Origin of the sequence: Sphingobacterium nematocida (assembly GCF_900168125.1) — a bacterium.
GTDB lineage: Bacteria > Bacteroidota > Bacteroidia > Sphingobacteriales > Sphingobacteriaceae > Sphingobacterium > Sphingobacterium nematocida.
In genome coordinates, this window is record NZ_FUZF01000002.1 from 295,077 (window position 1) to 321,921 (window position 26,845).

The following is a 26,845-nucleotide window of genomic DNA, read 5'->3' on the forward strand; positions in this document are numbered from 1 at the left end:
CTGAAAGTGTTTGTTCTTTAATGATGTCAAGAACTTTTATGCTTGTTGGCGGATCAGCAGCAAGCATAAAAATTCTATTAGTTTAAGATAGACCAGGTGGACCAAGGTATTCTACTAAGTATAAGTATCAAGCCGATAGTATACATAATGAATACCTTTTGGTTTGCAGCGTAGTCTTCTTTTGCTTTTTTAGCTTTAGAATATCCAATAGTAATCAAAACGATTGCAATAAGCATTGTCAATGGATGTTCAATTATCTTGAAACGTAACTCAGGACTTTTCATAACACCTGCTGAAAACATGGTGTGGTATTTAAGCGTGAAAAAGTACACTAGACCGATTAATAGCTGAAGGTGGGCACTGATAAAGCCTATTAAAGCTATTTTACGGTTGTAAGGTTTCGCTTTGAAATAATTGATTGCTGTTATTACAATCGAAATAACCAAAGCAATTAATAAGATGATGGCTAAGGTGGAGTGTAAGTGTTTCATTCCTGTTAACATGATTTATTGATTTAATTTCTCTCTTTTTTATTTTTCTTATTCTTGTGCAGTCTCTATTTCGTAAAAGTACTACTTTGCTGTACGCTTCTCGCCTAATTCGCGAAATTCTGACATTATTTTGAATTGTGGGAATGTTTTTTCCAAACTTAGACTGTAGCCTACATCAAAAAATAGCCTAATATCTGCCATTATACCTCCAAAGTCCCAGTTGTCATCCAATTGATCGGATGGTGCATGGTATCTTCCTGTTAAAGCCTTTTTTCTGTTGGCGATGGCGACAGTGTCTTTTGAGATCAATTCGTTTCCGCTTCCCATAAACAAGCCTGGAATTCCTTTTTTTACGAAATTGAAATGATCTGATCGATAAAAACCACCAGATGTTGGGTTGTTTTCTCCACGTACTGTCCTGCCGAATTTGTGTGCTGATCGAATCACATAGTCATCAATCTCTGACTGGCCGAAGCCTACGATGGATACATCTTTTGTCTCTCCTAAGGGGCTAAATGCGTCCATATTTAGATTTGCTACAGTTTTGTTGATAGGATAGATAGGGTTATTACTGTAATAAGCTGATCCTAACAAACCTTGTTCTTCTGCGGTGACCGCCATAAACACGATGGTACGTTCGGGCTTGACTTTCGCAGCTTGAAAAGCTTTTGCTATTTCAAATAAAGCAGCGACACCTGCAGCATTATCTACAGCGCCATTATAGATAGAGTCTCCATTTACGGTTTCTCCGATGCCTAGGTGATCCCAGTGGGCCGTATAAATAATGGTTTCGTCAGCTCTTTTGGTACCTTCTATTTTTGCAATTACGTTATTGGATTTGGCATATTTAAAGCTATTCTTAAGTTGCACGGAGGTCGAAACTGATAAGGGTACAGCTTTAAAGCCTGGTTTTTTAGCAGATTCGATTACTTGATTACTGATGCCAGCCATTTTAAACAGTTGCTGAGCGGTGTTTGTTGAGATCCAACCCTCGTACATGGCTTTAGGTTCGGCATTTTCTTTGTTGTCCAAATCCATTTGTGGGCCACTCCAACCAGTACGTACGACGTCCCAACCGTAGCTGGCAGCTTTTGTGTCGTGTATAATCAATACACCAGCGGCTCCTTGTCTACCTGCTTCTTCAAATTTATAGGTCCAACGGCCATAGTAGGTCATGGTATCGGCTTTAAACAGATTTTTATCATAATGACCGGGATCGGATGCTAATACGATGACTGTTTTTCCTTTAACATCCAGGTTTTCATAATCGTTCCATTTATATTCGGGTGCTACAATCCCAAAGCCTGCAAATACGAGGTCTGTAGAGGGGATGTTTATCTGCTCTTCTAAGCGCCGTGTACCGATGACATAATCGTCGAGATATTGCACGGATAAAGCCCCTTTATCTCCTTTAAAAGTAAGGATTGGATTGACGGGTTTGGAGGAAATTTCGACCATTGGTACCTCCTGAAAAAAGGATGTACCATTTCCTGGCTGTAAGCCTAAAGCTTTAAACTGGCTTTCGATATAATTGACCGTAAGCGTATCTCCTTTTGTAAAAGGTTTTCTGCCTTCAAATTCATCCGAGGAAAGTGCAGCAACGTTTTTTGCATATGTATCCGCATTAATAGCGGCTATGGCAGTACTATCAACGCTGTCTTGATCATGCGTCGTATTATTGTTCTGCATACAGCCTGCCGATAGAATAGATACGGATACGGCAATTAATAGGTGTGTTGTCATATGTATATAACTTGTTTTTTATCTGTCATTAACTTGTCCCGACTGGTCGGGATGGAATATCCAAAGTATTTTCACGTGTACTTATGTTGGTTCAGCTACATGGATATTTCTTCTTCACTAATAAATACTTCGGCAATGGGATGGAACAGGTATATTTTATTTGTAGCTATCTCCAAACATTTATAACGTTTTCTGACTTTTTCCATCTTCTTAAACTTTCTTCCGTTTTTTAACACAAATATGGTGTTTTGAGGGAGATCTTCCACTACAGTCGCGTCTTCAGTAAGGTCTTTGCTGTCGTATTTTTTCAAGGCTCGATAGAGCGTTAGATCTGTACAGGATGAGGCCGCAGGATTGTTCATGTAGGAGGATATCGCTATCAGAATGTCGTTTGGAAATATGGAAAGCTTGATAAATGGTTGCATCAGGCTTATGAAGTTTTGTTTCCACTCCGCACCATGTGGTTTTACCGTACTTTTATGATCTTGATAAGTTTTAAGATGTGCAAATTCGTGAATACTAGTGATTAAAAATGAATAGGGATTGAGGTCATGATTGACTGTTATCTGGTGTGGACTACCCTTGAATGGTGCTCTATAATCTCCTAGTTTGGTTTTACGACTGCGACTTACTTTAAATCGACAGGATGTATCATTGATCCATTGCGATATGATTGGAGCCGCAGCTTCGGGCATGTATTTACTGAGTTGCTTGCTAAAGTCTGCCATGAATACAAACATATTGTTTTCAGCCGATATTTAATATACTCCTGCTAATTCTATCTGATTATTTCTAATTCGTATTCGTGAATATAAAGCATTTTATCTAAGTTTGGTTTAGATATTTAAATTCTTATGGTTAGGATTATTTTCACCTTACTTTTTGTGCATATCTGCTGCATCTCATGGGGGCAGGAGCTGTTGGCTCGTGTCGAAGTGTCCGCTCCACAGGTACAGAATGCAAACTCACGAACGATAGATTTTTTGAAAAAGGTTATTTCAGATTATTTGAATAACAGAGCTTGGTCAGAAAATAAGGTTAAACCTGAGGAACGAATTGATTGTAGCTTTAATATTGTTATTTCTTCTTTTGATGGATCTAGTCAGTATCAGGCTACCGCTCAGATCAACTCCGCTAGACCCATCTATGGGACTAACTATAATTCTCCGGTTCTCAGTTTCAAGGATAAGTACTTTAATTTTAGCTACACCGAGGGAGAACAGTTGGAGTTTAATGAAAATCAAAATATGGGAGCTCTTTCTTCTCTCTTAGCATTTTATGCGCAGATTATTGTGGGAGTAGATATGGATACATTCAAAAAGATGGGGGGAACTAGTGTGTTGGGCAAAGCTCGGAATATTGTGAATTATTCGCAATCGACACAAAGTGAAGGGTGGCGTGCTATGGATGCTACAGATAATAGATACTGGTTGATTAATAATTTATTGGATCGCAAGTATTTCCCGTACAGAGAGTTTTTTTATAGCTATCATCGGGATGGGTTAGATAAGATGACTGAGAATGAGCAGATGGCGAAGAAGAAAATGGCTGAGCTTTTAATCAACCTGAAGGAAGTAGACCGATCGAATACGGGCAATGTATTGACGAATGCCTTATTCACCGCCAAGTCTAACGAGTTTGTGGGTTTGTTTTCCAAGATGCCCGGAAATGAGAGTGTTAAGGTGTTTAATTTATTGGTCGATTTGGATCCGACCAATACTTCTAAATACGAGAAATTGAAGAATTGATTTTTTGATCGAATATTATTGTATGCTAGTACGATTACTAATAAAGAATTACGCGCTGATAGATAGTTTGGACATTTCTTTTGATAAGGGGCTGAATATTATTACGGGAGAAACCGGCGCTGGAAAATCGATATTAATGGGGGCATTGGGATTGATATTGGGTAGCAGGGTAGAAGGGAGACCTTTTTTTGATGAACAGAAGAAATGTGTTATCGAAGGTTATTTTAACGTTGCTGCCTATGACTTAAAGCGCTTTTTTAATGATGAGGATTTAGACTACGAAGAAGAGACTATTATTCGTAGGGAAATAGCACTGGATGGCAAGTCTAGAGCTTTTGTTAACGATTCACCTGTTACTCTGGCTACATTAAAAGGTCTTGGTGAAAAACTTATTGATATTCACTCACAGCACGCTACTATGCAGGTGAATACGGAAGAATTTCAACTTTTTGTTTTGGATAGCCTAGCCGCAAACGAGGATAGACTGCTTTTGTTTAGAGAAGAGTTGAAGGGGCTCCGCACGTTGGACAAGCAACTGAAAACTCTTCAAGAAGAATTGGATAATGCCAATGCGGAATCGGATTATAATCAGTTTCTGTATGACGAACTGGAGAAGGTGAATGTGCAAGCTGGTGAGGTTAAAGAATTAGAGGCTGAGCAACAACAATTAGCCAATGCGGAAGAAATAAAGAGGGGCCTGAATGCCGCTAGCTATGCGCTGGTAGATGGCGAGCAGACGGTCCTGTCTATGCTTAAGGAGAGTATAAATCAGGTCCAGCATGTAGGACGATATTTTGGAGATGCTGCGTTACTGGGTGAACGCATGCAAAGCGCATTCATTGAGTTAAAAGATGTAGCGAGTGAACTCGTTGCGCAGGAGGGATCTGTACATTTGAACGAACAGCGGCTGGATGAAGTAAATACGCGGTTAAGTGATGTCTATGCTTTGCTGAAAAAGCATCGTGTAGATTCGGAGCTTGAACTTATACAGATAAAGGATCAACTTGAAAGCAAATTACAGCTTGTTTTAAATCAAGATCAAGCGATGGAAGAGCTGATCCGTCATAGAAAGGTACAGGCAGATAAGGTATTGGTATTAGGCACGGAGATCCATGAACAACGGAAATTAATTATTCCTCGGGTAGAGGTGGAGGTTCAGCAGACCTTGAGCCATGTGGGGATGCCTAATGCGCAGCTGAATATCGAATTAAATTTGCTGCCCTTTGACAAAGCCGGTGTTCGGGGTATGAACAGTGTTCAATTTTTGTTTTCAGCGAATAAAGGACAATCTATGCAACCTATTCATAGGGTAGCTTCTGGCGGAGAGTTGTCTAGGGTGATGTTAGCTATTAAGTCATTAGTTGCCAAGTCTTCTGCATTGCCGTCTATAATATTTGATGAGATCGATACGGGGATTTCTGGTGAAGTAGCGCTACGCGTTGGTGAAGTGATGGCTGATCTAGCTGCACATATGCAGGTAATAGCTATTTCTCATCTACCTCAGATTGCTTCGAAGGGGCAGGCACACTTTAAAGTGTATAAGGAGGATCTTGGAGAAAAAACACAATCCAATATACAATTGTTGACTAATGATCAGCGTGTCGTGGAAATCGCACAAATGCTGAGTGGCACAAATCCGGGAGAGGCGGCTTTACAGCATGCGCAGGAATTGTTGAAAGCATAAGAAGCTTTTTTTACTATTCACCAAAATGAAAGAAAGCGTTACGTAATAGGTGCATTTGAAAGATTATTTATTGCGAAACTATCAGACGTCAGCCATTTTGTATTTTGGTTACTAAGAAATTTTTATTTCGACTTTTAACTTATTTATGATTATGAAATGACTAGTTACCACACCTACTCAGATTATCAATTAGCTTGTTCCTTAAAAAATGGAAGTCAAGAAGCTTTTACTGCTATCTATCATCGTTTTTCTAGACAATTATTGGTTATTGGATATAATTACGCTAAGGATATGGAATTGGCCGAAGAAATTGTGCAACAAGTTTTCAGTGTTTTGTGGGAGCGCAGAGATCAGGTGCAAATAGATACTTTAGGAGCTTACTTAGCGACTGCTGTTAAATTTTCTGTTTTTAAAACATTACATCGTAAGAAACGGCAGGAAGAAATGGCAAGACAACATTATCAACCAAAAATTATCGAATTAGCAGAAGAAAAAATTGACGCAAAGTTTTTAGAGGAGTACATCAATGGAATTGTTGAACAGTTACCTGAGAAGTGTAAACTTGTTTTTGTATGCAGCCGTAGGGAGGGGATGACAAATGCGGAGATCGCGGAAGAATTGGGGGTTGCTGAAAAGACCGTTGAGGGTCATTTAACAAAGGCATTGAAAAAGGTCCGAAAGGGATTAGAGGGATTGGGCCTTTCTGTAGTTGTTATCGAAATGTTATTAAAAGATTTTTAAAAAAAGTTCATTTATAGAGCAAGGGTTACCCGGCCTTTGTGGTACATGTTCATATATTAATGCCAATTTTAATAATGAACGAATCTGAATTACCTGATTTAATAGAAAAATATATTGATGGTACGGCTACTTACGAAGAACGTGAGCGTCTACTTGTCTGGTATCGATCCTTTGATCATTCGGAGGTAATCATGTCGGATGAAGACACGGTAGAAGAATCCTTGCAAGTTATATTAACCAGGTTAAATGCCACACTCGATTTTCCTCTACGAAAAAAAAGTATTGTTCAAAAAATTCGTCCTTGGTACTGGGCTGCGGCAATCTTACTCATAGGATTTTCTATATCACTTTATTATATAGAAAGGGGCAACCTGTTAACGCAATCAGCTAAGCAAGTCAGTAAGGATAGTCTCCTACAAATCCAGCCTGGAACAGATAAGGCCATGTTAACTTTGGCAGATGGTTTGGTGATTCCTCTTGATGATGCTGGAAGGAAAGTACTGCAAAATAATCAAGATCAAAATTTTGGGATAGAAAGTGAAGGTGTGTTGACTGTGAAAAGTAAGCAATTAGGGACAACAGCTTCTAGTCAAAAGGTCGTAGAAAATCGGCTAAGCACACCCAGAGGGGGACAATATCGAATCATATTAGATGACGGTACTGCAGTTTGGCTAAATGCGGGTAGTGTTTTGACCTTTCCGAACCACTTTGTCGGTAAAACGCGTGAAGTAAGCTTAGTCGGCGAGGCTTACTTTGAGGTCGCAGAAAATAAAAGTAAACCATTTGTAGTTCATGCAAATAAAATACTTGTCCGTGTACTCGGAACGCACTTTAATCTGAAAGCTTATCCAGAAGATAAAGAAATTCGAACTGCATTAGTGGAAGGGTCGGTGCAATTAAATACAATTAATCATACATTAAAAATTAAACCGGGCGAACTCGGATTATTTGATAAGTCGAAAGGGGACTTATCTTCAAAACGAATCGATTTACAGTCAGATATAGCATGGAAGGATGGTTATTTTATGTTTCATAATGAGTCGATTACAGCTATTATGCAACAATTAGCGCGTTGGTACGATGTAGAAATTACCTACAAGGGGGATTTGGAAAATAAAATATTTACAGGTAGAATTCTTCGAAAAAGTTCGATTAATGAAGTTTTGAAAAAATTAGAATTAACGGGAGGGATACATTTTAAAATCGAAGGAAGGAGGATTATTGTCATGCCATAGGTCGGATCTATAGAGTATTTGATGATATCTTAAAAATGCAAGAGCGCTTCCGACGCTCAAGCATTCTAGCTTAGAATCATTGAATAAAATATGTGGAACATTTTACTAACAAGATTAAACCCTAAACAATCAAAAATATGAAATTTTATTTAACGAGGAAGAACTATTTCTTCCTTAAGATGCTGTGCATTATGAAATTTATACTAATCTTATTGCTAGGTACCTTTATGCATGTAAGTGCGCATACCTATGCGCAGAAAATCACCTTGCATGCCCAGAATAAGACACTAGAAGAAGTGCTGCAGAAAATAAGCTTGCAAAGTGAGTATGACTTTGTGTATAGTGCTAATATGTTGAAAACTTCAGTACCCGTAAATGTGGATTTAAGAGCGGTCGATTTCGAGAAAGCTTTAGACTTATGTTTTAAAAATCAACCCGTCACGTATACATTGTGGGATAATACGGTGATTGTCAGGTTGCGCGAAAAAGGCGATGATGAGAATCAGGCACAGCATGCTGTTTCGGGTGTCGTTCGCAATGAAAAAGGGATGCCGATGTCGGGTGTCGGAGTCAGATTAAAAGGAACGACCACAGGTACTGTAACAACAACAGGTGGTTTGTTTTCACTTCAGGTGCCTACTCAAGATGCGATTTTAATATTTAGTTATTTAGGATATAATAGTAAAGAAGTCACGGTAAATAAGCAGTCACAATTGCAAGTAACATTGACCGAAAAGCCAGAAGTATTGGATGATGTGGTCGTAACAGCGCTTGGCATCAAGCGCCAGAAGAAGGAATTAGGGTATGCTGTTTCAGATATCGACGGAAAAGATATCACAGGCTTTGGTGAGACCAATGCTATTGCTTCCTTAGCAGGGAAAGTGGCTGGAGTTAGTGTTTCAACGACGACAAACGGTCCTTCGAGTTCGAGTCGTGTGGTGATTCGAGGTATTCGTGAGCTTCAGGGAAGCAACCAACCACTTTATGTCATTGATGGTGTTCCTGCTGTGAATGGCAACATCGGTTCGGCTGATAAAGGTGGCGGTTTTGATTTGGGAGATGGCTTAGGCGATATTAATCCGAACGATATTGAAAACATTTCTGTACTAAAGGGAGCTTCTGCCGCAGTACTTTACGGCTCTCGGGCATTAAATGGTGTAATTTTAATAACTACGAAAAATGGTGCACACAAAAAGGGCTTAGGTATAGATTTCAACAGTACGTTAACGACGGAAACCATTTCGACAAAATTCGATGAAGAGCAAAAGATTTACGGACAGGGCTCAAATGGTTTACTACCACGAGATGCGGCCACTTCAAATAATATTGCATCAAGCTGGGGACCTCGTTTTACGGATGCAGAAACTATCTTTCAAAAAGATGGATCAGAGCGACCGTATAAATATATAAAGAATAACATTCAGGATTTTTTTCAAACTGGTGTTACAGCGATGAATACGATATCGCTAACGGGAGGGAATAAAGATCATAATTTATATGCATCCTACTCGAATGTGACGAATAAAGACATTGTTCCGACCGGAAAATTTGACCGTAATAATATTTCTTTCAAAGGAAGCAGCAAAATATTTGATCAACTTACCTTAGATGTTAAAGGTTCTTTGATGTTTGAGAACGTTAAGAATAGACCTGCATTGACTGATGATATCAATAATATTGGGAATGCTTTACTCAATATAGCTGCCAATTTTGATCAATCATGGTTGCAAACCTATCAAAACGAAGATGGATCATACATCGATTACACCGGTAATTCTAGTCGAGCAAATCCCTATTGGACACTTAATAAAACATTGAATGATAGTAAAAAGGTACGCACAGGAGGATCAGCAAATTTGACATACAGGTTCAATGAGAATTGGTCGGCAAACGCATCGGCAGGAACTGATTTCTATAAGTTTGATTTTTTTAATTTCTACGATTTATATACGCCCAATAGAGCAGGTGGTTCATTACGTATGAATCAACTTAATGTAAGAGAGGACAACTTTCAAGCTTTGTTAAATTTCAGTAAGGATATTTCATCCAAATTTAAAGTGGATGCTATGGTCGGTGGAAATATCATGAAATTTAATCGAGATCAGACCTTGACAAATGGATCAGAGATTAATGCACCAGGTAAAGCCTTGATTACTAATTTTAGAGAAGTACAGGTTGTTCCTTCTAATCCAAGAAAGGAAATTCAGTCTTTGTTTGGAAATGTAATGTTTGGCTATAATCAATTTATGTTTTTAAACTTACAAGGTAGAAATGATTGGTCTTCTGCGCTTCCAAAAGGAAACAACAGTTATTTCTATCCGGCGGCTGATCTATCGGTCGTGCTTTCAGATGCATTCAATTTCAGTTCGTCGGTTGTCAATTATGCGAAATTAAGAACCTCTTACGGCCAAGTTGGAAGTGATACCGATCCCTACAAAACAAGTTTTATGTATAGCCTGACGGGGCAATCCATGAATGGATTGCCAATGGGTGAAATTTTAGGTGATGTTATTCCAAATGCTAAATTAAAGCCGCAACGCAAAAATTCCTTTGAAGTAGGGGCTGATCTAAGTTTTTTTCAAAATAGAATTGGTTTAGACTTCACTTACTACAATGAGATTACGAAAGATGTTCTGCTAGATATCCCCGTAAATGAAACTACTGGTTTCCGCTTTGCGTCTTTAAACGCAGCAAAATTAAAAAATACCGGTGTTGAAATTTTATTGAAATCAACAGTATTGAGTTTAGAAAATAGTTTTAAATGGAATTTGAGTCTAAACTTTGCAAAGAACTATAATACCGTGCTCGATATAACAAGTGGATTGGATGCCTATACTGTTGCGGAAGCACGTTGGGCAGGAGCGACAATTATCGCTGAAAAGGGAAAACCATTTGGATCAATCATAGGACGGACGTTTGTGTTAGATGAACAAGGCAGAAGAGTGCATGATAATCAAGGTATCCCTATCTTTACTACTGATCCTGAGACACTAGCATCTACACTTCCTGATTGGACAGGTGGTATTACGAATTCCTTTCAATATAAAGGTTTTGAAATGCGTGCGGTTATTGATATTAGAAAGGGTGGAAGTATGTACTCCGTTACCAATCGGACCATGCATGAAAATGGTACCCATTTGAATACGCAAGAAGGACGTGATAGTTGGAATGAATACAATCAGGAACGTAGGGCCTTACAAACAGCAGGAGGGGATCCTGAAACAATAAATCGAAATAATAGAGGTTTTATAGGTGCGGGTGTTAATGAAAACGGAGAAGTTAATAATATCGGGGTCGATCCTTATATCTATTGGCGTACTGTAGTTGATAACACTGCCGCTCCATTTATATATGATGGGGGCTATGTGAAATTACGTGACGTAGGTTTAAGTTACACACTTCCTAAAGGTTTGATCAAGAATTTTCCACTACATAATCTATCATTGGGTGTTATTGGACGAAATTTATGGATAATTTCTAAGCATGTACCTAATATTGATCCGGAGTCAAATTACAATAATGGAAATGGGCAAGGGTTAGAATATGGCTCTTTGCCAGGACGTAGAAGTATCGGTTTTAATTTGAAGGCTAGTTTTTAAGATCAATGTTATGATAGAATTAATAAAAAGAAATAGAATGAAAAGAGTAACATATTTTTCGATGATAGCTTTGGCATTAGCCTTAGGCAGTTGTACAAAAGATCTTACTTCTCTTAATGATAATCCTGCTGGTTTTAGTTCGTTAGAACCAGGGTATCAATTTACGAAAGTTCAAGCCGGGTTAGCAGGAGATCGGACAGAGGTCTGGCGTACCAATTTATTATTAACCTCGCCTATGATTCAACATTTAGGAGGGGCCTGGGGAATTCAAGCCGGTGGACAGTATAATATTTTTGAAAGGATCTATTGGGAGACCTTATGGAATACCGTATATCCACGTGACTTAAAAAATATACAAGATGTAGTCGACAAGACTAAATCAGATCCTGAGCAAGTTAATATGCATGCCGCGGCTAAAGTCATGCGTGTCTTTATCTATGCTAAGATGACCGATTTGTATGGAGACATCCCTTATTCAGAAGCTATCAAAGGATATACTGAGGGAAAATTGATGGCAAAGTACGATAAGCAGGAAGATATCTACATGGATTTTTTCAAAGAATTAGACGAAGCCAATACATTATTTGATTTGTCAAAAGCGAAGATAAAAGGAGATATTTTCTATGGCGGTGATGTCGCGAAATGGAAGCGATTTACCAATTCACTTCGATTACGGTTAGGTATGCGGGTGAGTAATGTAAATCCGGTAGAATCGAAAAAGCAAGTTGAAGCCGCATTAAAAGCTGGAGTGATGACGAGTAATGATGATATCGCCATGACTAAGCATATGTCCATAAATTATGCGGATGGTGAATTACGAGGCAATGGTGCTTCGCAGGTTTTTAAAGGTGGTGATAACTCTAATGGATTCAAATTAGTAACTACCTTGGTAGATTATATGAAAAATAGAAAGGATCCGCGATTACCGATTTATGGTGGTACCTATTTAGGCGATGGGGTGATCGGTGTTTCAAGTACAGTGATTGATATTACCAAGATATTCCGTCCTATCGGAATTCGACCAGGATCAATGGGTTGGTCTGATTGGAATCCAGGTATAACAGACCCCGATGCGAATGGTGTAAAACATGTAGTTTCGAATACCTTTGCTTACGTTCAACCCAGTGTTTACGTTTCGGCGCTGAATGCACCTTCGTTTCACTTGACTTATGCTGAAGTAGAGTTTTTAAAGGCGGAGGCTGCCCTAAGAGGTTGGGGGGGATTAGCTAATCCAGTTGATTTCTTTGACAGAGGAATAGAAGCTAGTTGTGCCATGATGTCGCTGTATCCCAATGCGCCAAGTATTGCCGCAGCGAATGTGGATGAATTGAAAAATGCTTATAAGCCATTCCCAACTACATTTGAAGGGGCGATGGACGCTATTCACGGACAGATGTGGGTAAACTTCTTTTTGAATGGTCCTGAGGCTTATTCGAATTACAGACGAACAGGATATCCATCGGTGGTAGTACCTTCAAAGCCACCAGCAAATTATACTACATCAACTAATGGTGTTATTCCAAAAAGATTTATCTATCCAATGAATCAGGTATTGCAAAATAAGGAACAGTTGCAAATAGCACTTGACCGTATGGGGGGTAAAGATGATTGGTTATCACCTGTTTGGTGGGATAAATAGACCAATGAAAACCTATTATTTTTACTTATATATACTGTTGTTTTCCCTTTGTGCGCTCGTATCTTCGAGTTGCACAAAGGGCACTCCACAGGACGATACTTTGATTGAGCAAGTCAAGGTCTTAAACGATGAGAATTCTGCGCTGTCGGCACGAATAATTATAGAGTTAACACGATCTGATGTTGTCTCTCTGCGATATCGAATAAAGGGAAGTGAGGAGAATTGGAAAATTGTGAGCGCTGAGAAGTCTCTTTTTAAACATCGAATCCCCTTATTGCATTTGCTGGAAAATACCGTTTATGAATTTGATGTTTTGATAAATGGAAAAAGTGTTTCTGGTTTAAGAAATTTTACCACGGCTAAAATTCCGCAATGGGTAAAAGACTTTTACAATTCCAATGATGAAGGAATAGTTAATCAATCGGAAGGTTATTTTTTGTTTTCTAATATGACAAGTCCTAGCTGTACGTATGTATTGGATCATCGGGGTCAATTAGTTTGGTATCGTGTAGGTCCAAATGTTGTAAAATCGGTTCATATGACTGCTGATCATGCTATACTAATGATCGAAGATGAAAATAAAACAAATTATGCAGACGGTAATATTGTTCTCAAATGTAACTTAGCTGGAGATACTCTGTTTTATGGAAAGGTAGGCAATAAGGGCTTTGATCAAATGGTTCATCATGATTTAAAACAAAATAATGCGGGTAATTATGTGTTAATTACAAATACTTTTAAAGATGGCAGGATTTGGGATGGTTTAGTGCAGTGGAGTAGTTCAGGAAGCAAAATTTGGGAATGGAATACGAGTGAGTTCGAGACCTATTTTCCATCTTCTTTTGAAGGGCAACCTTGGGTTAATTCGGTATTTATAGATCAGGACGATCATTACTTAATATCGCTTCGTGCTATCCATCAAATATGGAAAGTTCACTCCAAAAGCGGAGAGGTGATTTGGCGATTGGGAGAAAATGGAGATTTAGTAATGGATCGTTCATCTGAATTTGTACTGCAGCATTATGCTCATCGAAATCATAAAGGTGATATTATGCTATTTGATAATGGCCATACAAAAAGACCTTACTCTCGTATATTAGCTTTTGAGATAGATGAAAGATTAAAAGTTGCAAAAACCAAAATAGTTGTAAATGTCCCATCTACTTATTACTCGCCCATAATGGGAAGTGTTATTTTGATGAAGGACAATAGTTTATTAGTAACAAGTTCTACTACGGGTACGTTTATGAAGTTGGACTTGACGGGTAAACTTCTTTGGAAAAAGAAAGTCAACGGGATGCTTTATCGCGTGGAGTATTTGGATGTTTTTAATGGTATGCTCGGGAACTTTTAATTAATCAAAAAGGAGACTGTACCTAGTCTCCTTTTTGATTAGTTTCCAACTTCTGTGTCCGTCAACACGACTTTTATATACATGTCTTCAGGCGGGTTTACTGTATTTCCAGTACCAATATCTTCAGCGAAGATTCTAACTACCCCAATAGAGTAATTTGCACTGTAGTCATAGTCTGCGATTGTCGCAGGAATAATTTCGTAGGTTGTTTTGTTATTGTCATACGATATAGCTACACTTACATGGCCATCTTGAAAGTAGCGGTCATCTAAGTCTGTTATATTTTGTCTATATTCATATGTGTTTGTGCCATTTATCCTAACCCATTGACTGGACTTTACAGGATACACATAACTAACTCCTGGAAGGGAGTTGTTGTTTGTGATATACTCCTTTGTACAGGAGCTTAAAGTAGCTAAGGATGCGCCTGCTATAGCGAGTGCGAGTAGTATTCGTTTCATATTTTCAAAGTAAAGTTAAAAATCAATTTAATATGTATCTTTCGAAGATAAGACACGTTCTATCTCCATAAGTTTAAAATTAAGCAAAAATTTTGCCATAAAAGTATAATGGCCTGAAATCCGCTATGTATATGTAGGAATTCAGGTCATCATTATTGTCGATTATTATGGCAACAGGCTTATTTTTCGCTCTACCGATACATTATCTCCCATCAAAGCATTTCCGGCTTTATCAACAAGGGTAAGCCTGATTGTATTTTCTCCCATAGGAAGATTAAGGATTTCATAAGGTGTCCATTGATCAAGAAGAAATTCTTGTCCATTAATGTTGGCTTTGACCTTATTTCCGTCTGCTGCTAGTGTTGTGTTTTCTATAAAAAAGTCTAATAATACAGTCTTTGTATCCGCTCCTTTGTATTCTCCCTTGGGTCTACTGTAGAATAGGGAAGGTTCGGTTACTTTAGGCAGCTCTTCTATCTTTGCATACGCATTGATTTTGAATTTTACAAGTTTTGATGCATTTGCTGTTTTAATGGATTCGTGAAAGGATCTAGATAGAAAAGACATTAAATAATGCTCCGAATTGAGCGGTACGGTAGTCGTATGTTCGGGTTTGTACAATGCAGCATACGGTGTATTATCTAATATAAAATGGATATGCTGTCCTTCATGAGAGTTGGCCATATGATGGGTGTGCTCTGTCTGTTCGGTAAGGTTGAAATTATGGACATTATATTTAACATTAAGTTTGGCTGAGTCGGTGCCGATTTTTTCAGCTGTAATACTGGAAATACTTAAAGTGGCTTCGGGAAAATCTTTTGCATGAGCAATGGGGTTTACAGCAATAGCTCCTACTGAATCTTTTAAGGCAGTACTGTCCTTCACTTCGCCGGCTGTATTTTTTGTTGGATTGTTACAAGCGCTAAATAGAGCAAGAACTGTTAAGGCTGTCAAGCTAAATATTTGATATTTCATAACATCTATGTTTACGTGATTATTTAATATAACGTATACAACAAGTAGATACAGCTATTTGTTTTTGGAAGGCAAAAAAAATAGGCTTCCCGATTGCAGGAAGCCTATTCTGTTTCTATAAATTTTATGTTGGGGCTATGCTTCAAAAGCGATTAGCAACGATTCTTTGATTGATGTGATAGCCGTAGCTAAATCTTCTGTGCTATGTGCTGCAGAAATAAAGCCTACCTCATACCCGGAAGGACCGAAATAGATTCCACGATTCAGCAATTCTCTGTGCATCTTTTTATAGTAAAGCATAGAGTTCGGGTCTATTTGATCTGCACGTTGAATTTTTTCTTTGGCTTCGAAAGCAAACCAAAATATAGAACCTACTGTAGAAATCTGTACATCAAGTTTGTGCTCAATTATGAATGCCTGTATTTCTGCTACAAAAGACTGTGTGGTTTGCTCTAACCGCTCATAGAAACCAGGCTGTGATAAGATCCGTAAGGCCGCAATCCCCGCTGCCATGGCCACAGGATTTCCAGAAAGGGTACCTGCTTGATAAACATTTCCATCGGGAGATATATTAGACATTATTTCTGCTGATGCTCCGTAGGCTCCTACGGGCATCCCGCCACCGATGATCTTACCATAGGTAAGGATATCTGGCTGTATATCGTAGTGCTTGGCTGCTCCCTCAAAACCTAGACGAAAGCCGGTTATAACCTCATCAAATATTAACAAAGAACCGTTCTCTTTAGTGATATCACGCAAGAATTGAATATATGATTTGTCCTGGATAAGGAGCCCATTGTTTGCAGGTATTCCTTCGATAATAACTGCAGCGATCTGGTCTTTAAAGTCGACAAAGACTTTTTCCAATGCCACTTTGTCGTTTAATGCGATTACGATGGTCTCGTCGGCAAAAGACTTTGGAACGCCAGCGGATGACGTTTCTCCAAAAGTGACTAAACCGGACCCTGCTTTTACTAGGAGAGAATCGGAGTGACCATGGTAGCAGCCTTCAAATTTTACAATCTTGTCCCTTCTGGTATATCCACGGGCCAATCTTATAGCAGACATTACCGCTTCTGTTCCAGAGCTTACGAAACGTATCTTCTCGATATATGTATTGTTCGTTAAAATAAGTTCGGCCAATTCGTTTTCTAAACGGGTGGGGGCTCCAAAACTTAGACCTTTGCCCAGCTGAGCTTGTACCGCTTCGCGAACTTCTGAATTATTGTGTCCTAAGATCAAAGGGCCCCAAGAGCAACAAAAATCTATAAATTCGTTGCCATCGGCATCCCATAAATGAGAACCATCACCGCGCTCAATAAAAAGAGGACTACCGTACACCGATTTGAATGCACGCACCGGAGAATTTACACCTCCAGGGAAATAGTTCTTTGCTTTTTCGAAAAGTTCAGATGACTTTTCTCTTGATATATCTTGTACTTTCATGTTTTGTCCAAAAATTAAACAAAGGTATTTATTAATTTTTTATTGAAGTTCATTTATGTGTCAATAAAGTTCGTCGTATATTTTCCATTTTTGAAGCTCAGTTTTTTATACTATATTTAAGTGTAATATGAGTTGACGATTATGATACTAAAAATGTTATCCTGCGTATTTTTCTTGTTCCTCTCGACGCATTTATTGTCCCAAAATAGAGTTTTCGAAGATTTGGATGGTAATCGAATCTCAAAAGAAGATTTTTTTAATATTATACATAATTCAGGGAATCTTTACGCTTATAAAGCCTTACATGATACTGTTATAACATTTTTATATGCTGGAAGCAGAGACTTTGAAGGAAAGCTACTTGAAGGTGATTTTCAAGCGTTAAAAAAACTTTATCATTCTAATGAGAAGGGGTTTCCAATTATAATACAATATTTTCCGGGGGTTGACGACTGCAGTCAACACTTTATTTCTAGAAGACAGGAAATGATTAGGTTTCTTAAAGATAAAGACAGAAAAATTGCTAAAGGAAAAAAGAATCTTTTTAGTGTTTATAAATCGAATAAGGGTATTGAAATACTTTCAGAACAATTAAAATGGAGACCTGATAAGAGTAATTTGATTGAACATTTGTTTTTTCCTTATCATTTCCCCTGTGGGTCATACGTTGTTGTGAATGAAAAGGGAAGCTATCGAGGATATTTTGGAGAATACGGAGCTAACCAAATTCTGGAGGATTATAAAATACTTAAACTAGATTAGGGCCCCGTTAAATTAACGAGGCCCTAATCTAGTTACTATTTTAACCAGCCCTTTTCAAGCACCTCTTTCGCATGATAAGTCAGAATAGAGGTAGCCCCCGCACGACGGAAACTTAATAGGGTCTCCATAATCACTGCTTCGGACAACCAGCCGTTTGCTATGGCAGCTTTTAGCATTGCGTACTCTCCTGATACGTTATAGGCGGCGATTGGAAGATCGAAATTGTCGTGCAATAATTTAATAATATCTAAGTAAGGGAGACCTGGTTTGACCATAAGAAAATCAGCACCTTCTTCTGCGTCTAACTGTGCTTCGATTAATGCCTCTCTGCTATTTGCTGGATTCATCTGATAAGATTTTTTATCTCCATTTTTTGGCGCCGAACCCAATGCATCACGAAATGGTCCGTAATAGGCAGAAGCATATTTGGCGGTATATGACATGAGTGATACATTGGTAAAGCCGTTGTTGTCTAAGATAGAACGTATGTATCCGATACGCCCATCCATCATGTCTGAAGGAGCAATGATGTCTGCTCCAGAATGTGCATGTGCTAAAGCCATTTTACCAAGTACCTCAAGGGTTTCGTCATTGAGGATTTCTCCGTTTTGAACAATACCGTCGTGTCCGTCTGAACTGTAAGGATCCATGGCTACGTCGGTAACTACACATGCTTCAGGGAAAGTCTTTTTTACGGCCTCAATAGCACGCAAATAAAGGGTGCCTTCGCGATAGCTTTCTGTTGCATACTTGTCCTTCAAAACCTCTTCTACTGCGGGGAATAGATCAAATGCCTTTAAACCTAATTTGAGACAACTTTCTACCTCTCGTAAAAGATTATCAATAGAGTAGCGATAAATACCAGGCATGGATTTTACTTCTACCTTTTGGTTTTGGCCATCTACAATAAATAATGGGAATATTAGATTGGATGACGATAAATGTGTCTCCTGAATCATGTCACGAATGACGGCTGATTTTCTATTTCTTCTAGGACGTTGTAGCATTTCTTAGTATTTAGTACAAAGTAATTAGTATCTAGAATTGATGTGATCGCATTACTAATTCACTTGTTGTTTTGTTTAGACTCATGTTATGAGCGAGCTATTTTTTAGCTCGCTTCGTGGCCCTATCAATTCTTAGTTACATTTCTAACCCAAATATTGCTTCGGCTAGGCCCATTTCATCAGGAGAGAATGGTAGGCTGTATTTTAACCCCATTTCTTCTATCACCTGTGCGGTCGAATAACCTATACAGATGATTTTTTGTCCTGGATCGGCAAGGTTTTCTTTGAAATAAGCCTGTACGTTACTTGGACTGGTGAAGACCAATACGTCTGAATTTGATTTATCGACATCTTCCTCCAAAACGGTTTCGTAGATAGGCATATCTATGATTTTTGTATTCGGGGTTAACGCTTTCTGTATACTCTGCAGGGAGTCCTTGGCCCTTGGGATGAGGACTGTTTGGCCATCAACGAGTTGGGCAAAAGTGTTTGCTATATCTTCTGTACTGATGCCAAGATCATCGCCAGAGAAATCGGCTACTCTTCCGAATTTTCGTAGGGTCGATTCAGAACCTCTGCCTAATACGGCTATTTTTGTTTTCTTTAAGATGAGTGGATCAAGATTGAAAAAATGTTCGATTGCATTCTTGCTGTTAAAGAATATCCAATCTGCTCTCTTCAAAATGAAGGAATCCAATACATTTATGGTTGGGTATATTTTTATTAACGAACGCGCTTCTATCTGTATGTTGTGTTTGGCTAGATACCGTGCTAGGTAGGAGTTTTCATCTAGATCACGGGTTATAAATACCGACGAAGGTAGTTTTCGTGTCTTATCATATTTAGCGAATATAGACTCCGCGAGACCTTCTATTCGGTCGGATTGTATGTAGAGACGGTCTGGAAAATCTTCGTTATCTTCTGCAATCGATGTCCATACTTCGTACTTGTCATCACGTTTTCGGCAATAACAACCCAATGGAGCGTGACAACCCGCATCGAACATATTTAATACTTTTCGCTCTACACCAATCGTCCTTGCTACTTCTACATCGTTTATCTTTTGCAAAATTTCAAACAGCTCTCCATCGGATTCTCTAATTTGAATTGCTAATACGCCTTGTGCGGGGGCGGGGATTATTTCTACGGGAGATATTTCTTCGATATGAAAATCTGAAAGTTCCATGTTAATACGGCTTACACCTGCTTTAGCAAGTACAATGGCATCATATTTTTCATCACGTAGTTTTTGAATACGTGTTTGCAAGTTGCCTCGGAGATCCTCGAATTCTAAATCAGGACGGAGTGATAACAATTGTGCTTTTCTTCTGTTAGAGGAAGTTCCTACCGTAGCCGCATGCTTTATCGATAACCGCTTTTTGATATCGACGCAGTCTTTGTGTATTATTATTACTTCAGCTGGATTTTCTCTTTCAGAAACAGCCGCGATAATCAAACCAGGTGGATTTACTGTTGGTAGATCCTTGTGTGAGTGTACAGCTAGATCTATTTGAGCCGATAGCAACTCCTCTTCCAGTTCTTTGGTGAAAAAGCCTTTGCCTTCAAGCTTATCTAATCTCAGGTGTTGGATAATATCTCCTTGTGTCTTGATGATCTTTAATTCGGCATCTATGCCAATTTCCGCTAATCTGTCTTTTACAAAGTTAGCCTGCCACAGTGCAAGCTCACTGCCTCGTGTTCCAATAATTAGTTTTCTATTCAACATGGATTATTTATGTTACAAAAATGCCAACGCAAATTTAGCCAAATACCCTAATAATCTGATCATATTATGTCAGAATAAAGTATCTTTTAAGGAAGTTTTTTGTGAATTAGTTGTTTTCGAATTCGGTATTCTTTACCAAGATTTCTTTAGCCATCACCATTGGAACCTTGATGTATTTTTTTTCCATATAGTTAATGACTTTTTCCAGTACTTCACGGGCTTGAGGATCAAGTTTGCTTACGTCCTGAGCAAATATTTCGTTTATAGCTATCTCGCGAATTTCTTTTATTTTATTCGGGACCTGACGCATTGCAACTTCTACACGGCGCTGTTTAATAAGAGGAAGGAACTCTTTGATGTTATCTTCAATTATTTTTTTAGCATTGTCTAGTTCACCATAGCGTTCCTGGAGATTCTTTTCGGCTACAGCCTGTAATCCGCTAACTTCAATGTAATGTATTGGGTTGTTTGTCACAACATCAGCACTGATGTCGTTTGGAATAGCTAAATCAACAATTATCTTCTTATCTGTTTCTTCTTGCAGAAGAGTTTGGTAGAGTTCGTTTCCAATAATTGATTCAGAGGCACCTGTGCATGTAATCATTACATCGAATCCGCCTTTGTACTTAGGCAATTCGCTTAGTGGATAGGCTTCGCAATTCAGCTCCTTAGCAAGTGATTTTGCGTTCTCCAGCGTTCTGTTAAAGACAACAAAGTTAGATAACTTGTGTTTTTTGAGATATTTGGCTAAGTTTTGATTGGTCTCACCAGATCCGATTACGAGTATTCTTGGGTTTTCTAGAAGTTTTACTTCCCTTAACTTACGGTAGGCTAATGATACGACTGATATTGGATTGCGCGAAATATTTGTATGCGTGTACACCTCTTTAGCTGTTTTAACGAGACGATCCATCATAAGACGTAAAAAGTCTCCCGTAAATCCAGCTTCTCGGCATTTTTCGTATGCTCTACGCACCTGAGCTAAAATTTCTTTTTCACCTACAACCAAACTTTCAAGGGAGCAGGACATTCTGAAAAGGTGATTGAGGGCTTCAAGACCAGTGTAGCGCGTTACTTGACCTAAATAACATTGAAGTCGCTCGGACGGAACGCAAAAGTTCATTTTGTCCATGAAAACAGCAATAAAGTCGTCCGTCAATTCATGAGCTCCGTAGAAAACAAATTCCACACGATTACATGTAGCAATATAGAAAATCTCAGGGATGTCTAAATTGTTTTTTAGATTAATCAATCTGGAGTCTAACTCTTCGTTACAAATCACCAAATTGCCTAAATCTTTTAGGTCAACATGTTTGTGGGTAAATGCTATAACTTTTAAATTCTTCAACGCCTTGGTAATCTAAGCCTCAATTATATTGATGCAAATGTAGATTAAAACCTTCGTTGTTATGTCAAAAATCTGTCAAAGGGAGTAATTTAGAAGTGTTATAAATAGTGTTAATTTTATGTTAAAATCTTCTTTTTTTACCTTCTGTATGTTTGTTCTACGTTTATTTTTTTGACATTCAACATTTGAGATTTACCTTTACGTTATGTATATACTTAACAAAATTTACGCCATATTGGGGATAGCTGTTGCAGCACTTTCGACCGTGTTTTGCCCATTTCTTAAAGTTCCATTAATAGGTAATTGGAATTTATACCAGACGGATATTGCGCTGTTCGGCCTTACGATTGGATTATTGTCTCTTCTTGTCTTATTTCTTTTCTTAAGAAAAGTAAGTCTTTTTCGTTGGGGAACCTATCTTTTTTTGATCTGGTGTATAGTTGGATTTTTAGGTGTTTATTTCAAGATCAATAATTATTTCGGGATGAAATTTGTTGATGGGATGCTGGCTAAAACACTTCATTTGAAATGGGGATGGTTTTTCTTGTTTATAGGAGCTGTTGTTATTTTGCTAAGTGTGAAGAAGGTTAAGGATATTAAATAAAGTTATACGAGATAGCAATGAGAAGTAAACAGATAAATAATACGCCAATTAACCAGATAATGCTAATTCTGGTTATCCTGTTGATCTGTATTTTGGTGTTTAAAAATCTATTGTATTACTTGCCTGGATTCTTAGGCGCGGTAACTTTGTACATTTTGTTTCGTAACTCATATATTTCGCTGACAGAGAGGCGTAAGTGGAATAAGTCTCTTACCAGTATAATGTATGTTTGTATTTCAATCGTATTTATAGTTCTTCCTATATGGGCTATTGTGGATTATTTAACTCCTCAGCTATCTACTTTTCTGACAAATACAGATCATATCGTCCACCAATTTAATCTGCTTAAAGAGTATATGAATAGTAAAGCATTGCTGAAAGATATTGATATGTCGGATGAAGCTCTTTTGACTTTTTTGCAGAGTTTGACCCGATATATCCCTAACGTGGTGAATTCCGTAGTAGAGGTGGGGATCAATATCGTAGTCGCATTATTTGTTCTTTATTTTATGCTGGTTCACGGTAAGCGTATGGAAGCTTCGATCTATAAAGCTATTCCATTTTCGACCCGAAGTAAGAATGAGATATGGAACGAAGTGAACCTTATGGTGCGATCGAATGCGCTTGGTATACCAATTTTGGGTATATGTCAGGGTTTGGTAGCAATGTTGGGGTACTGGGTGTTTGGCGTGGAGAATTTTGTTCTTTTAGGAGTGCTTACCGGTGTGGCATCGATAGTTCCTGTGCTAGGCACAATGACTATTTATGTGCCTGTGAGTGTTATGGTGTTGGCCTCTGGGGAGACTGCCAATGGTATTGGTCTTGCTGTATATTGTTTCTTTTTAGTCGGGGGGATAGATAATATTTTGCGGTTTACGATTTTGAAGACTCTAGGAAATGTGCCACCGATGATTACCGTTTTTGGTGTATTGCTGGGATTGAATATGTTTGGTATGCTTGGTTTGATTTTTGGTCCACTGATATTGTCTTCTGTCGGTTTGTTGATCAGGGTGTATAGCAATGAATACGGAAAGGGAAGTCATTTGATATTGATGGAAGAAGATTCGCATACGAATGAGAACTGATCCATAAAAGTGATCACTTACTTTTTTTTAAAATATATTTTCGGTTATCGTAAATATCTACTTATGTTTGTAACACAAAGGGAGATGAAAAGAAATACTTTGTGAGTATATACTCACAATTGTAACCAAAAGAGTAAACAACTGAATATTGATAGACCTCAAAGTCTTAAAACTTGTAAGAAATTTTTCTACCCAATTATAAACTAATTTTGATGAAGACTTGTCCAATTGCCCGCGACAAGTCTTTTTTTATGTATGTATTCGAGAATACAAAGCATTTTATCTAAGTTTGTAGTATATAGGTGTACTTTAGGGTGTATCTATGATTTTTATTTATTTTACATAATTGATACAGCATGGGAACGGAAAGTAAGCGACAACAGAGATTTGCAGGAGTAATTCAACAGGATCTTGCCGAACTATTTTTACGGGACGGGAAAAATTGGGCTCCTGGCGCTTTCATAACGGTTACAAAGGTTCGTGTTACTCCTGATCTTGCGATTGCTCGCGTGTACCTAAGCTTCTTGAATGTTAATACTGCTAAGGCTGATATAGCTAGTATCAAGACTAAAACGAGTGAGATTCGTTATAAGCTTGGTGCCCGGATTAAGAATCAGGCAAGAATTGTTCCTGATTTGGAGTTTTTTCTTGATGATACAAACGAATATGTAGAGCATATGGATCGTCTTTTCGACGAGATCAGTAAGGAGCCTAGACAACCCGATTAGTTCTCACGGTTTAATTGTAATGATATTTCAATTGGACAAGGATAACTACCTATTTCCAGATGCCACAATGGCTGAGGAAGATGGACTTTTGGCTATAGGCGGCGATTTGAGTACAGGACGTTTATTGCAGGCGTATAAACGCGGTGTATTTCCATGGTATAGCGAGGATACGCCTATTTTGTGGTACGCTCCCCACGAGCGATTCGTTCTTTATCCTTCGCAAATAAAGGTGAGTAAGTCTATGGCTAAATTGTTGGCAAGAAATACATTTGATATCTCTTTCAATAAGGACTTCGGACATGTGATGCAGCACTGCTCTACAATTTCTAGACGAGATCAAGACGGTACATGGATCGTGGATGATATGCTTTCGGCGTATAAGCGACTACATGATGAGGGCTACGCACATAGTGTAGAGGTATGGCAATCGGGAAATTTAGTAGGAGGCTTGTATGGCGTGTTGGTCGGAAAGGTTTTTTGTGGAGAGAGCATGTTCTCTAAAGTCGCGGATGCTTCTAAAGCGGCATTAATTTATTTATGCCAAAATTTTGATTTGGAATTGATAGATTGCCAGATTTACTCTTCCCATTTGGCGTCAATGGGGGCAACGACTATAGATGCTTCGTTTTTTTACAATAAGCTGAATGAACAAGTTATTGAACGTAATGGACTACAAAAGTTATTTCGATATCCCTAGCGGGTTGACTTATTTTAATACTCCTGGAAATGGCTTGATGCCAAAGACACATCATCAATGGCGTAGACGTCGGGATATAGACTTTTTTGATCCATCTAGTGATCTGAGGGATCAACAGGTAGTATTTATACAGGAGGTAAAAGAAGCGTTAGCAGCGATGTTTAATTGTTCTGAAGAGAACGTTTATTGTGTTCCCAATTTTTCATTTGGTTATAATGCGTTACTCGGTGGGCTTCCTTCAGGTACGAGGTTTGCCATATTGGAAGAAGACTATCCTTCATTAAATTATCCTATTATAAGTCGTGGATTCCCCTATAAGGTCGTGAAAAGTGGAGATGGAAATTTGGAGGAACGGATTTTGGATATTATTCGTCAGGGCACGGTCGATGTACTGCTGTTAAGCGTGGTACAGTATATAACAGGAGTAAAGATAGATATGGAGTTCATCAAGACTCTTAAGCGGGAGTTTCCAGCTCTTATTGTAATCGGAGATGCTACACAGTACCTGGGTACGGAACCTTTTGACTTTATGGAGTCTGGTTTTGATGCTATAGGTGGTAGCGGCTATAAGTGGATGATGGCAGGATTTGGAAACGGTTATATGATGTTATCCGATAAATTAAAGAAGTTTCTATATAGCGATGCATTAACTCGACCCAGACCGACTGAGGCGATGTGGGCTCATAAATCGATAATAGATACGTTTTTTGAACCTGGACATCAAGATACATTGAGCCATGGTACATTACTCGAATCTGTTCGTTTTTTTGATAAGTTAGGTTTATCCAATGTAAAGGAACATATAGATGAAGTGAAAGGATATGCTTATGAGCAGTTTTTAGAAAGGGGTTGGATATTACCAGCCGTTACAGAAAGATCCTGTAGGTCGTCATTAATCAACTTGCAGGTGCCACAGGAATGTTATTCCGCTTTGGGGGCAGCGGGAATTAAGTGTTTTCCTCGAGGGACGGGAATTCGAATCGGTATACATTTGTACAATGATAAAGCGGATGTAGACTATTTAGTCAAGATTTTAGATAAGAATATAGTAAGATGAATTTTAAGATAGGGGATTTGGTCAGATTTGTAGAGGAGCCCATTGAAGGGCATATTACTTCTATTCAAGCAAATGATATCATAGGAGTGACGGATACTACGGGTTTTGAGATACCGGTTTTGAAATCCAAAGTAACATTGGTGCATGGAAATATGCGAATGCCGGAGGATGATATTGAGGATGGGGAAGCTAGCATAAATCTACCTTTTGTTGATAAGGGGATTTTTGTAGGGATCGCAGGGGAGCAAAAGTTGGGATTGGCTAAGTTTTACATTATTAATGAAACCTCATTCGAGCTGTTGGTTAGTATTTCCGAGTTATCGGGTACAAAAGTTACAGGTGTATTTGGTAATTTAATTCCGAAGCAGGACTATGCGCAATTTTATATAGCAAACTTTTCAGCTGTCGGCAAATGGCCAACATTTAATATACAGATTATTACGCATAGTAAAATAGCTCATGTGCAAAGGCAGCCGCTTAGTAAAGAGTTTCGTGTGAAACCTTTAGAATTAATAAATTCTAAAGAGCGCGTAGAGATGTTGAATGACAAAGTCTGGTTGTACGAATTGGATAAAAAAGAAGAGGATATCGGATTAGATAAGTTGAAATCACACTTTATTTCGCATAGACCTAAAGGGAGATAATGGTAGGTAGAATACGTTTAAAAAGACAAAACCGACTTTAAGATTTTAAAGTCGGTTTTGTCTTTTATAAT

General features: G+C 38.4%; 23 protein-coding genes. 14 read left to right on the top strand and 9 right to left on the bottom strand.

Translation table 11 applies throughout. From position 1 onward, the window contains the following. Positions 1 to 77 precede the first annotated feature (77 nt). From B5X76_RS03530 to B5X76_RS03540, 3 genes are all read right to left on the bottom strand, one after another. The gene (locus B5X76_RS03530) at positions 78 to 491 is read right to left on the bottom strand and encodes a hypothetical protein (RefSeq protein WP_079641280.1); all 414 of its coding nucleotides are present in this window, start codon (positions 489 to 491) and stop codon (positions 78 to 80) included. A gap of 81 nt (positions 492 to 572) precedes the next feature. Continuing rightward, positions 573 to 2,234, bottom strand: a complete 1,662-nt coding sequence (locus B5X76_RS03535; protein ID WP_079641282.1) for a M28 family metallopeptidase — start codon at positions 2,232 to 2,234, stop codon at positions 573 to 575. A 95-nt stretch (positions 2,235 to 2,329) separates the two neighbouring features. Continuing rightward, a complete protein-coding gene (locus tag B5X76_RS03540) occupies positions 2,330 to 2,962 on the bottom strand; it encodes a SprT family zinc-dependent metalloprotease (RefSeq protein ID WP_079641284.1) in 633 nt (210 codons plus the stop codon). A 126-nt stretch (positions 2,963 to 3,088) separates the two neighbouring features. Here B5X76_RS03540 and porD point away from each other — a divergent pair, with 126 nt between their 5' ends. The 7 genes from porD to B5X76_RS03575 all read left to right on the top strand — a co-directional run bounded on the left by porD (position 3,089) and on the right by B5X76_RS03575 (position 14,234). After that, a complete protein-coding gene (porD, locus tag B5X76_RS03545) occupies positions 3,089 to 3,982 on the top strand; it encodes a type IX secretion system protein PorD (RefSeq protein WP_079641286.1) in 894 nt (297 codons plus the stop codon). A 22-nt stretch (positions 3,983 to 4,004) separates the two neighbouring features. Further along, a complete protein-coding gene (recN, locus tag B5X76_RS03550) occupies positions 4,005 to 5,666 on the top strand; it encodes a DNA repair protein RecN (protein WP_079641288.1) in 1,662 nt (553 codons plus the stop codon). A gap of 156 nt (positions 5,667 to 5,822) precedes the next feature. Next, positions 5,823 to 6,407, top strand: a complete 585-nt coding sequence (locus B5X76_RS03555) for an RNA polymerase sigma-70 factor (protein WP_079641289.1) — start codon at positions 5,823 to 5,825, stop codon at positions 6,405 to 6,407. Between the two features lie 74 nt (positions 6,408 to 6,481). Next, positions 6,482 to 7,642 (top strand): FecR family protein, encoded by a 1,161-nt coding sequence (locus B5X76_RS03560; RefSeq protein ID WP_176140975.1) that lies wholly within the window; start codon positions 6,482 to 6,484, stop codon positions 7,640 to 7,642. Positions 7,643 to 7,833: 191 nt separating this feature from the next. Continuing rightward, positions 7,834 to 11,241, top strand: a complete 3,408-nt coding sequence (locus B5X76_RS03565) for a SusC/RagA family TonB-linked outer membrane protein (protein ID WP_176140976.1) — start codon at positions 7,834 to 7,836, stop codon at positions 11,239 to 11,241. Positions 11,242 to 11,278: 37 nt separating this feature from the next. After that, a complete protein-coding gene (locus B5X76_RS03570; protein ID WP_176140977.1) occupies positions 11,279 to 12,880 on the top strand; it encodes a SusD/RagB family nutrient-binding outer membrane lipoprotein in 1,602 nt (533 codons plus the stop codon). Between the two features lie 4 nt (positions 12,881 to 12,884). Next, positions 12,885 to 14,234, top strand: coding sequence for an aryl-sulfate sulfotransferase (locus tag B5X76_RS03575; protein WP_176140978.1), 1,350 nt, complete (start codon positions 12,885 to 12,887; stop codon positions 14,232 to 14,234). A 38-nt stretch (positions 14,235 to 14,272) separates the two neighbouring features. Here B5X76_RS03575 and B5X76_RS03580 read toward each other — a convergent pair whose 3' ends face one another. The 3 genes from B5X76_RS03580 to hemL all read right to left on the bottom strand — a co-directional run bounded on the left by B5X76_RS03580 (position 14,273) and on the right by hemL (position 17,116). Beyond that, positions 14,273 to 14,695: a hypothetical protein gene (locus B5X76_RS03580; protein WP_079641295.1), complete on the bottom strand. Its 423-nt coding sequence runs from the start codon at positions 14,693 to 14,695 to the stop codon at positions 14,273 to 14,275. Between the two features lie 165 nt (positions 14,696 to 14,860). After that, positions 14,861 to 15,670 carry a hypothetical protein gene (locus B5X76_RS03585; RefSeq protein WP_079641297.1) on the bottom strand — a complete coding sequence of 270 codons (810 nt, stop codon included), beginning with the start codon at positions 15,668 to 15,670 and terminating at the stop codon, positions 14,861 to 14,863. Positions 15,671 to 15,805: 135 nt separating this feature from the next. Beyond that, a complete protein-coding gene (gene hemL / locus B5X76_RS03590; RefSeq protein ID WP_079641299.1) occupies positions 15,806 to 17,116 on the bottom strand; it encodes a glutamate-1-semialdehyde 2,1-aminomutase in 1,311 nt (436 codons plus the stop codon). 222 nt (positions 17,117 to 17,338) lie between these two features. On the opposite strand from hemL, the gene B5X76_RS03595 reads away from it, so the two are divergent. Next, entirely contained in the window at positions 17,339 to 17,878 is a 540-nt protein-coding gene (locus tag B5X76_RS03595) for a hypothetical protein (protein WP_176140979.1), read from the top strand. Positions 17,879 to 17,913: 35 nt separating this feature from the next. Here the strand turns inward: B5X76_RS03595 and hemB are convergent, their stop codons facing one another. The 3 genes from hemB to hemA all read right to left on the bottom strand — a co-directional run bounded on the left by hemB (position 17,914) and on the right by hemA (position 21,959). Then, a complete protein-coding gene (gene hemB, locus B5X76_RS03600; protein ID WP_079641302.1) occupies positions 17,914 to 18,885 on the bottom strand; it encodes a porphobilinogen synthase in 972 nt (323 codons plus the stop codon). Between the two features lie 136 nt (positions 18,886 to 19,021). Next, entirely contained in the window at positions 19,022 to 20,611 is a 1,590-nt protein-coding gene (gene hemC / locus B5X76_RS03605; protein ID WP_245800933.1) for a hydroxymethylbilane synthase, read from the bottom strand. Positions 20,612 to 20,717: 106 nt separating this feature from the next. Further along, positions 20,718 to 21,959 (bottom strand): glutamyl-tRNA reductase, encoded by a 1,242-nt coding sequence (gene hemA, locus B5X76_RS03610; protein ID WP_079641304.1) that lies wholly within the window; start codon positions 21,957 to 21,959, stop codon positions 20,718 to 20,720. A 205-nt stretch (positions 21,960 to 22,164) separates the two neighbouring features. On the opposite strand from hemA, the gene B5X76_RS03615 reads away from it, so the two are divergent. From B5X76_RS03615 to B5X76_RS03640, 6 genes are all read left to right on the top strand, one after another. Further along, positions 22,165 to 22,563, top strand: coding sequence for a hypothetical protein (locus B5X76_RS03615; protein WP_079641306.1), 399 nt, complete (start codon positions 22,165 to 22,167; stop codon positions 22,561 to 22,563). Positions 22,564 to 22,580: 17 nt separating this feature from the next. Continuing rightward, positions 22,581 to 23,648: an AI-2E family transporter gene (locus B5X76_RS03620; protein WP_079641308.1), complete on the top strand. Its 1,068-nt coding sequence runs from the start codon at positions 22,581 to 22,583 to the stop codon at positions 23,646 to 23,648. Between the two features lie 356 nt (positions 23,649 to 24,004). Further along, positions 24,005 to 24,376, top strand: a complete 372-nt coding sequence (rbfA, locus tag B5X76_RS03625) for a 30S ribosome-binding factor RbfA (RefSeq protein ID WP_079641310.1) — start codon at positions 24,005 to 24,007, stop codon at positions 24,374 to 24,376. A 19-nt stretch (positions 24,377 to 24,395) separates the two neighbouring features. Then, entirely contained in the window at positions 24,396 to 25,073 is a 678-nt protein-coding gene (gene aat / locus B5X76_RS03630) for a leucyl/phenylalanyl-tRNA--protein transferase (protein WP_079641311.1), read from the top strand. After that, entirely contained in the window at positions 25,021 to 26,130 is a 1,110-nt protein-coding gene (locus B5X76_RS03635) for an aminotransferase class V-fold PLP-dependent enzyme (protein WP_079641313.1), read from the top strand. Before aat ends, B5X76_RS03635 begins: the two co-directional genes overlap by 53 nt. Next, complete coding sequence (locus tag B5X76_RS03640; protein WP_079641315.1) at positions 26,127 to 26,774, top strand: hypothetical protein; 648 nt, start codon at positions 26,127 to 26,129, stop codon at positions 26,772 to 26,774. The genes B5X76_RS03635 and B5X76_RS03640 overlap by 4 nt, the downstream gene beginning before the upstream one ends. Positions 26,775 to 26,845: the final 71 nt, after the last annotated feature.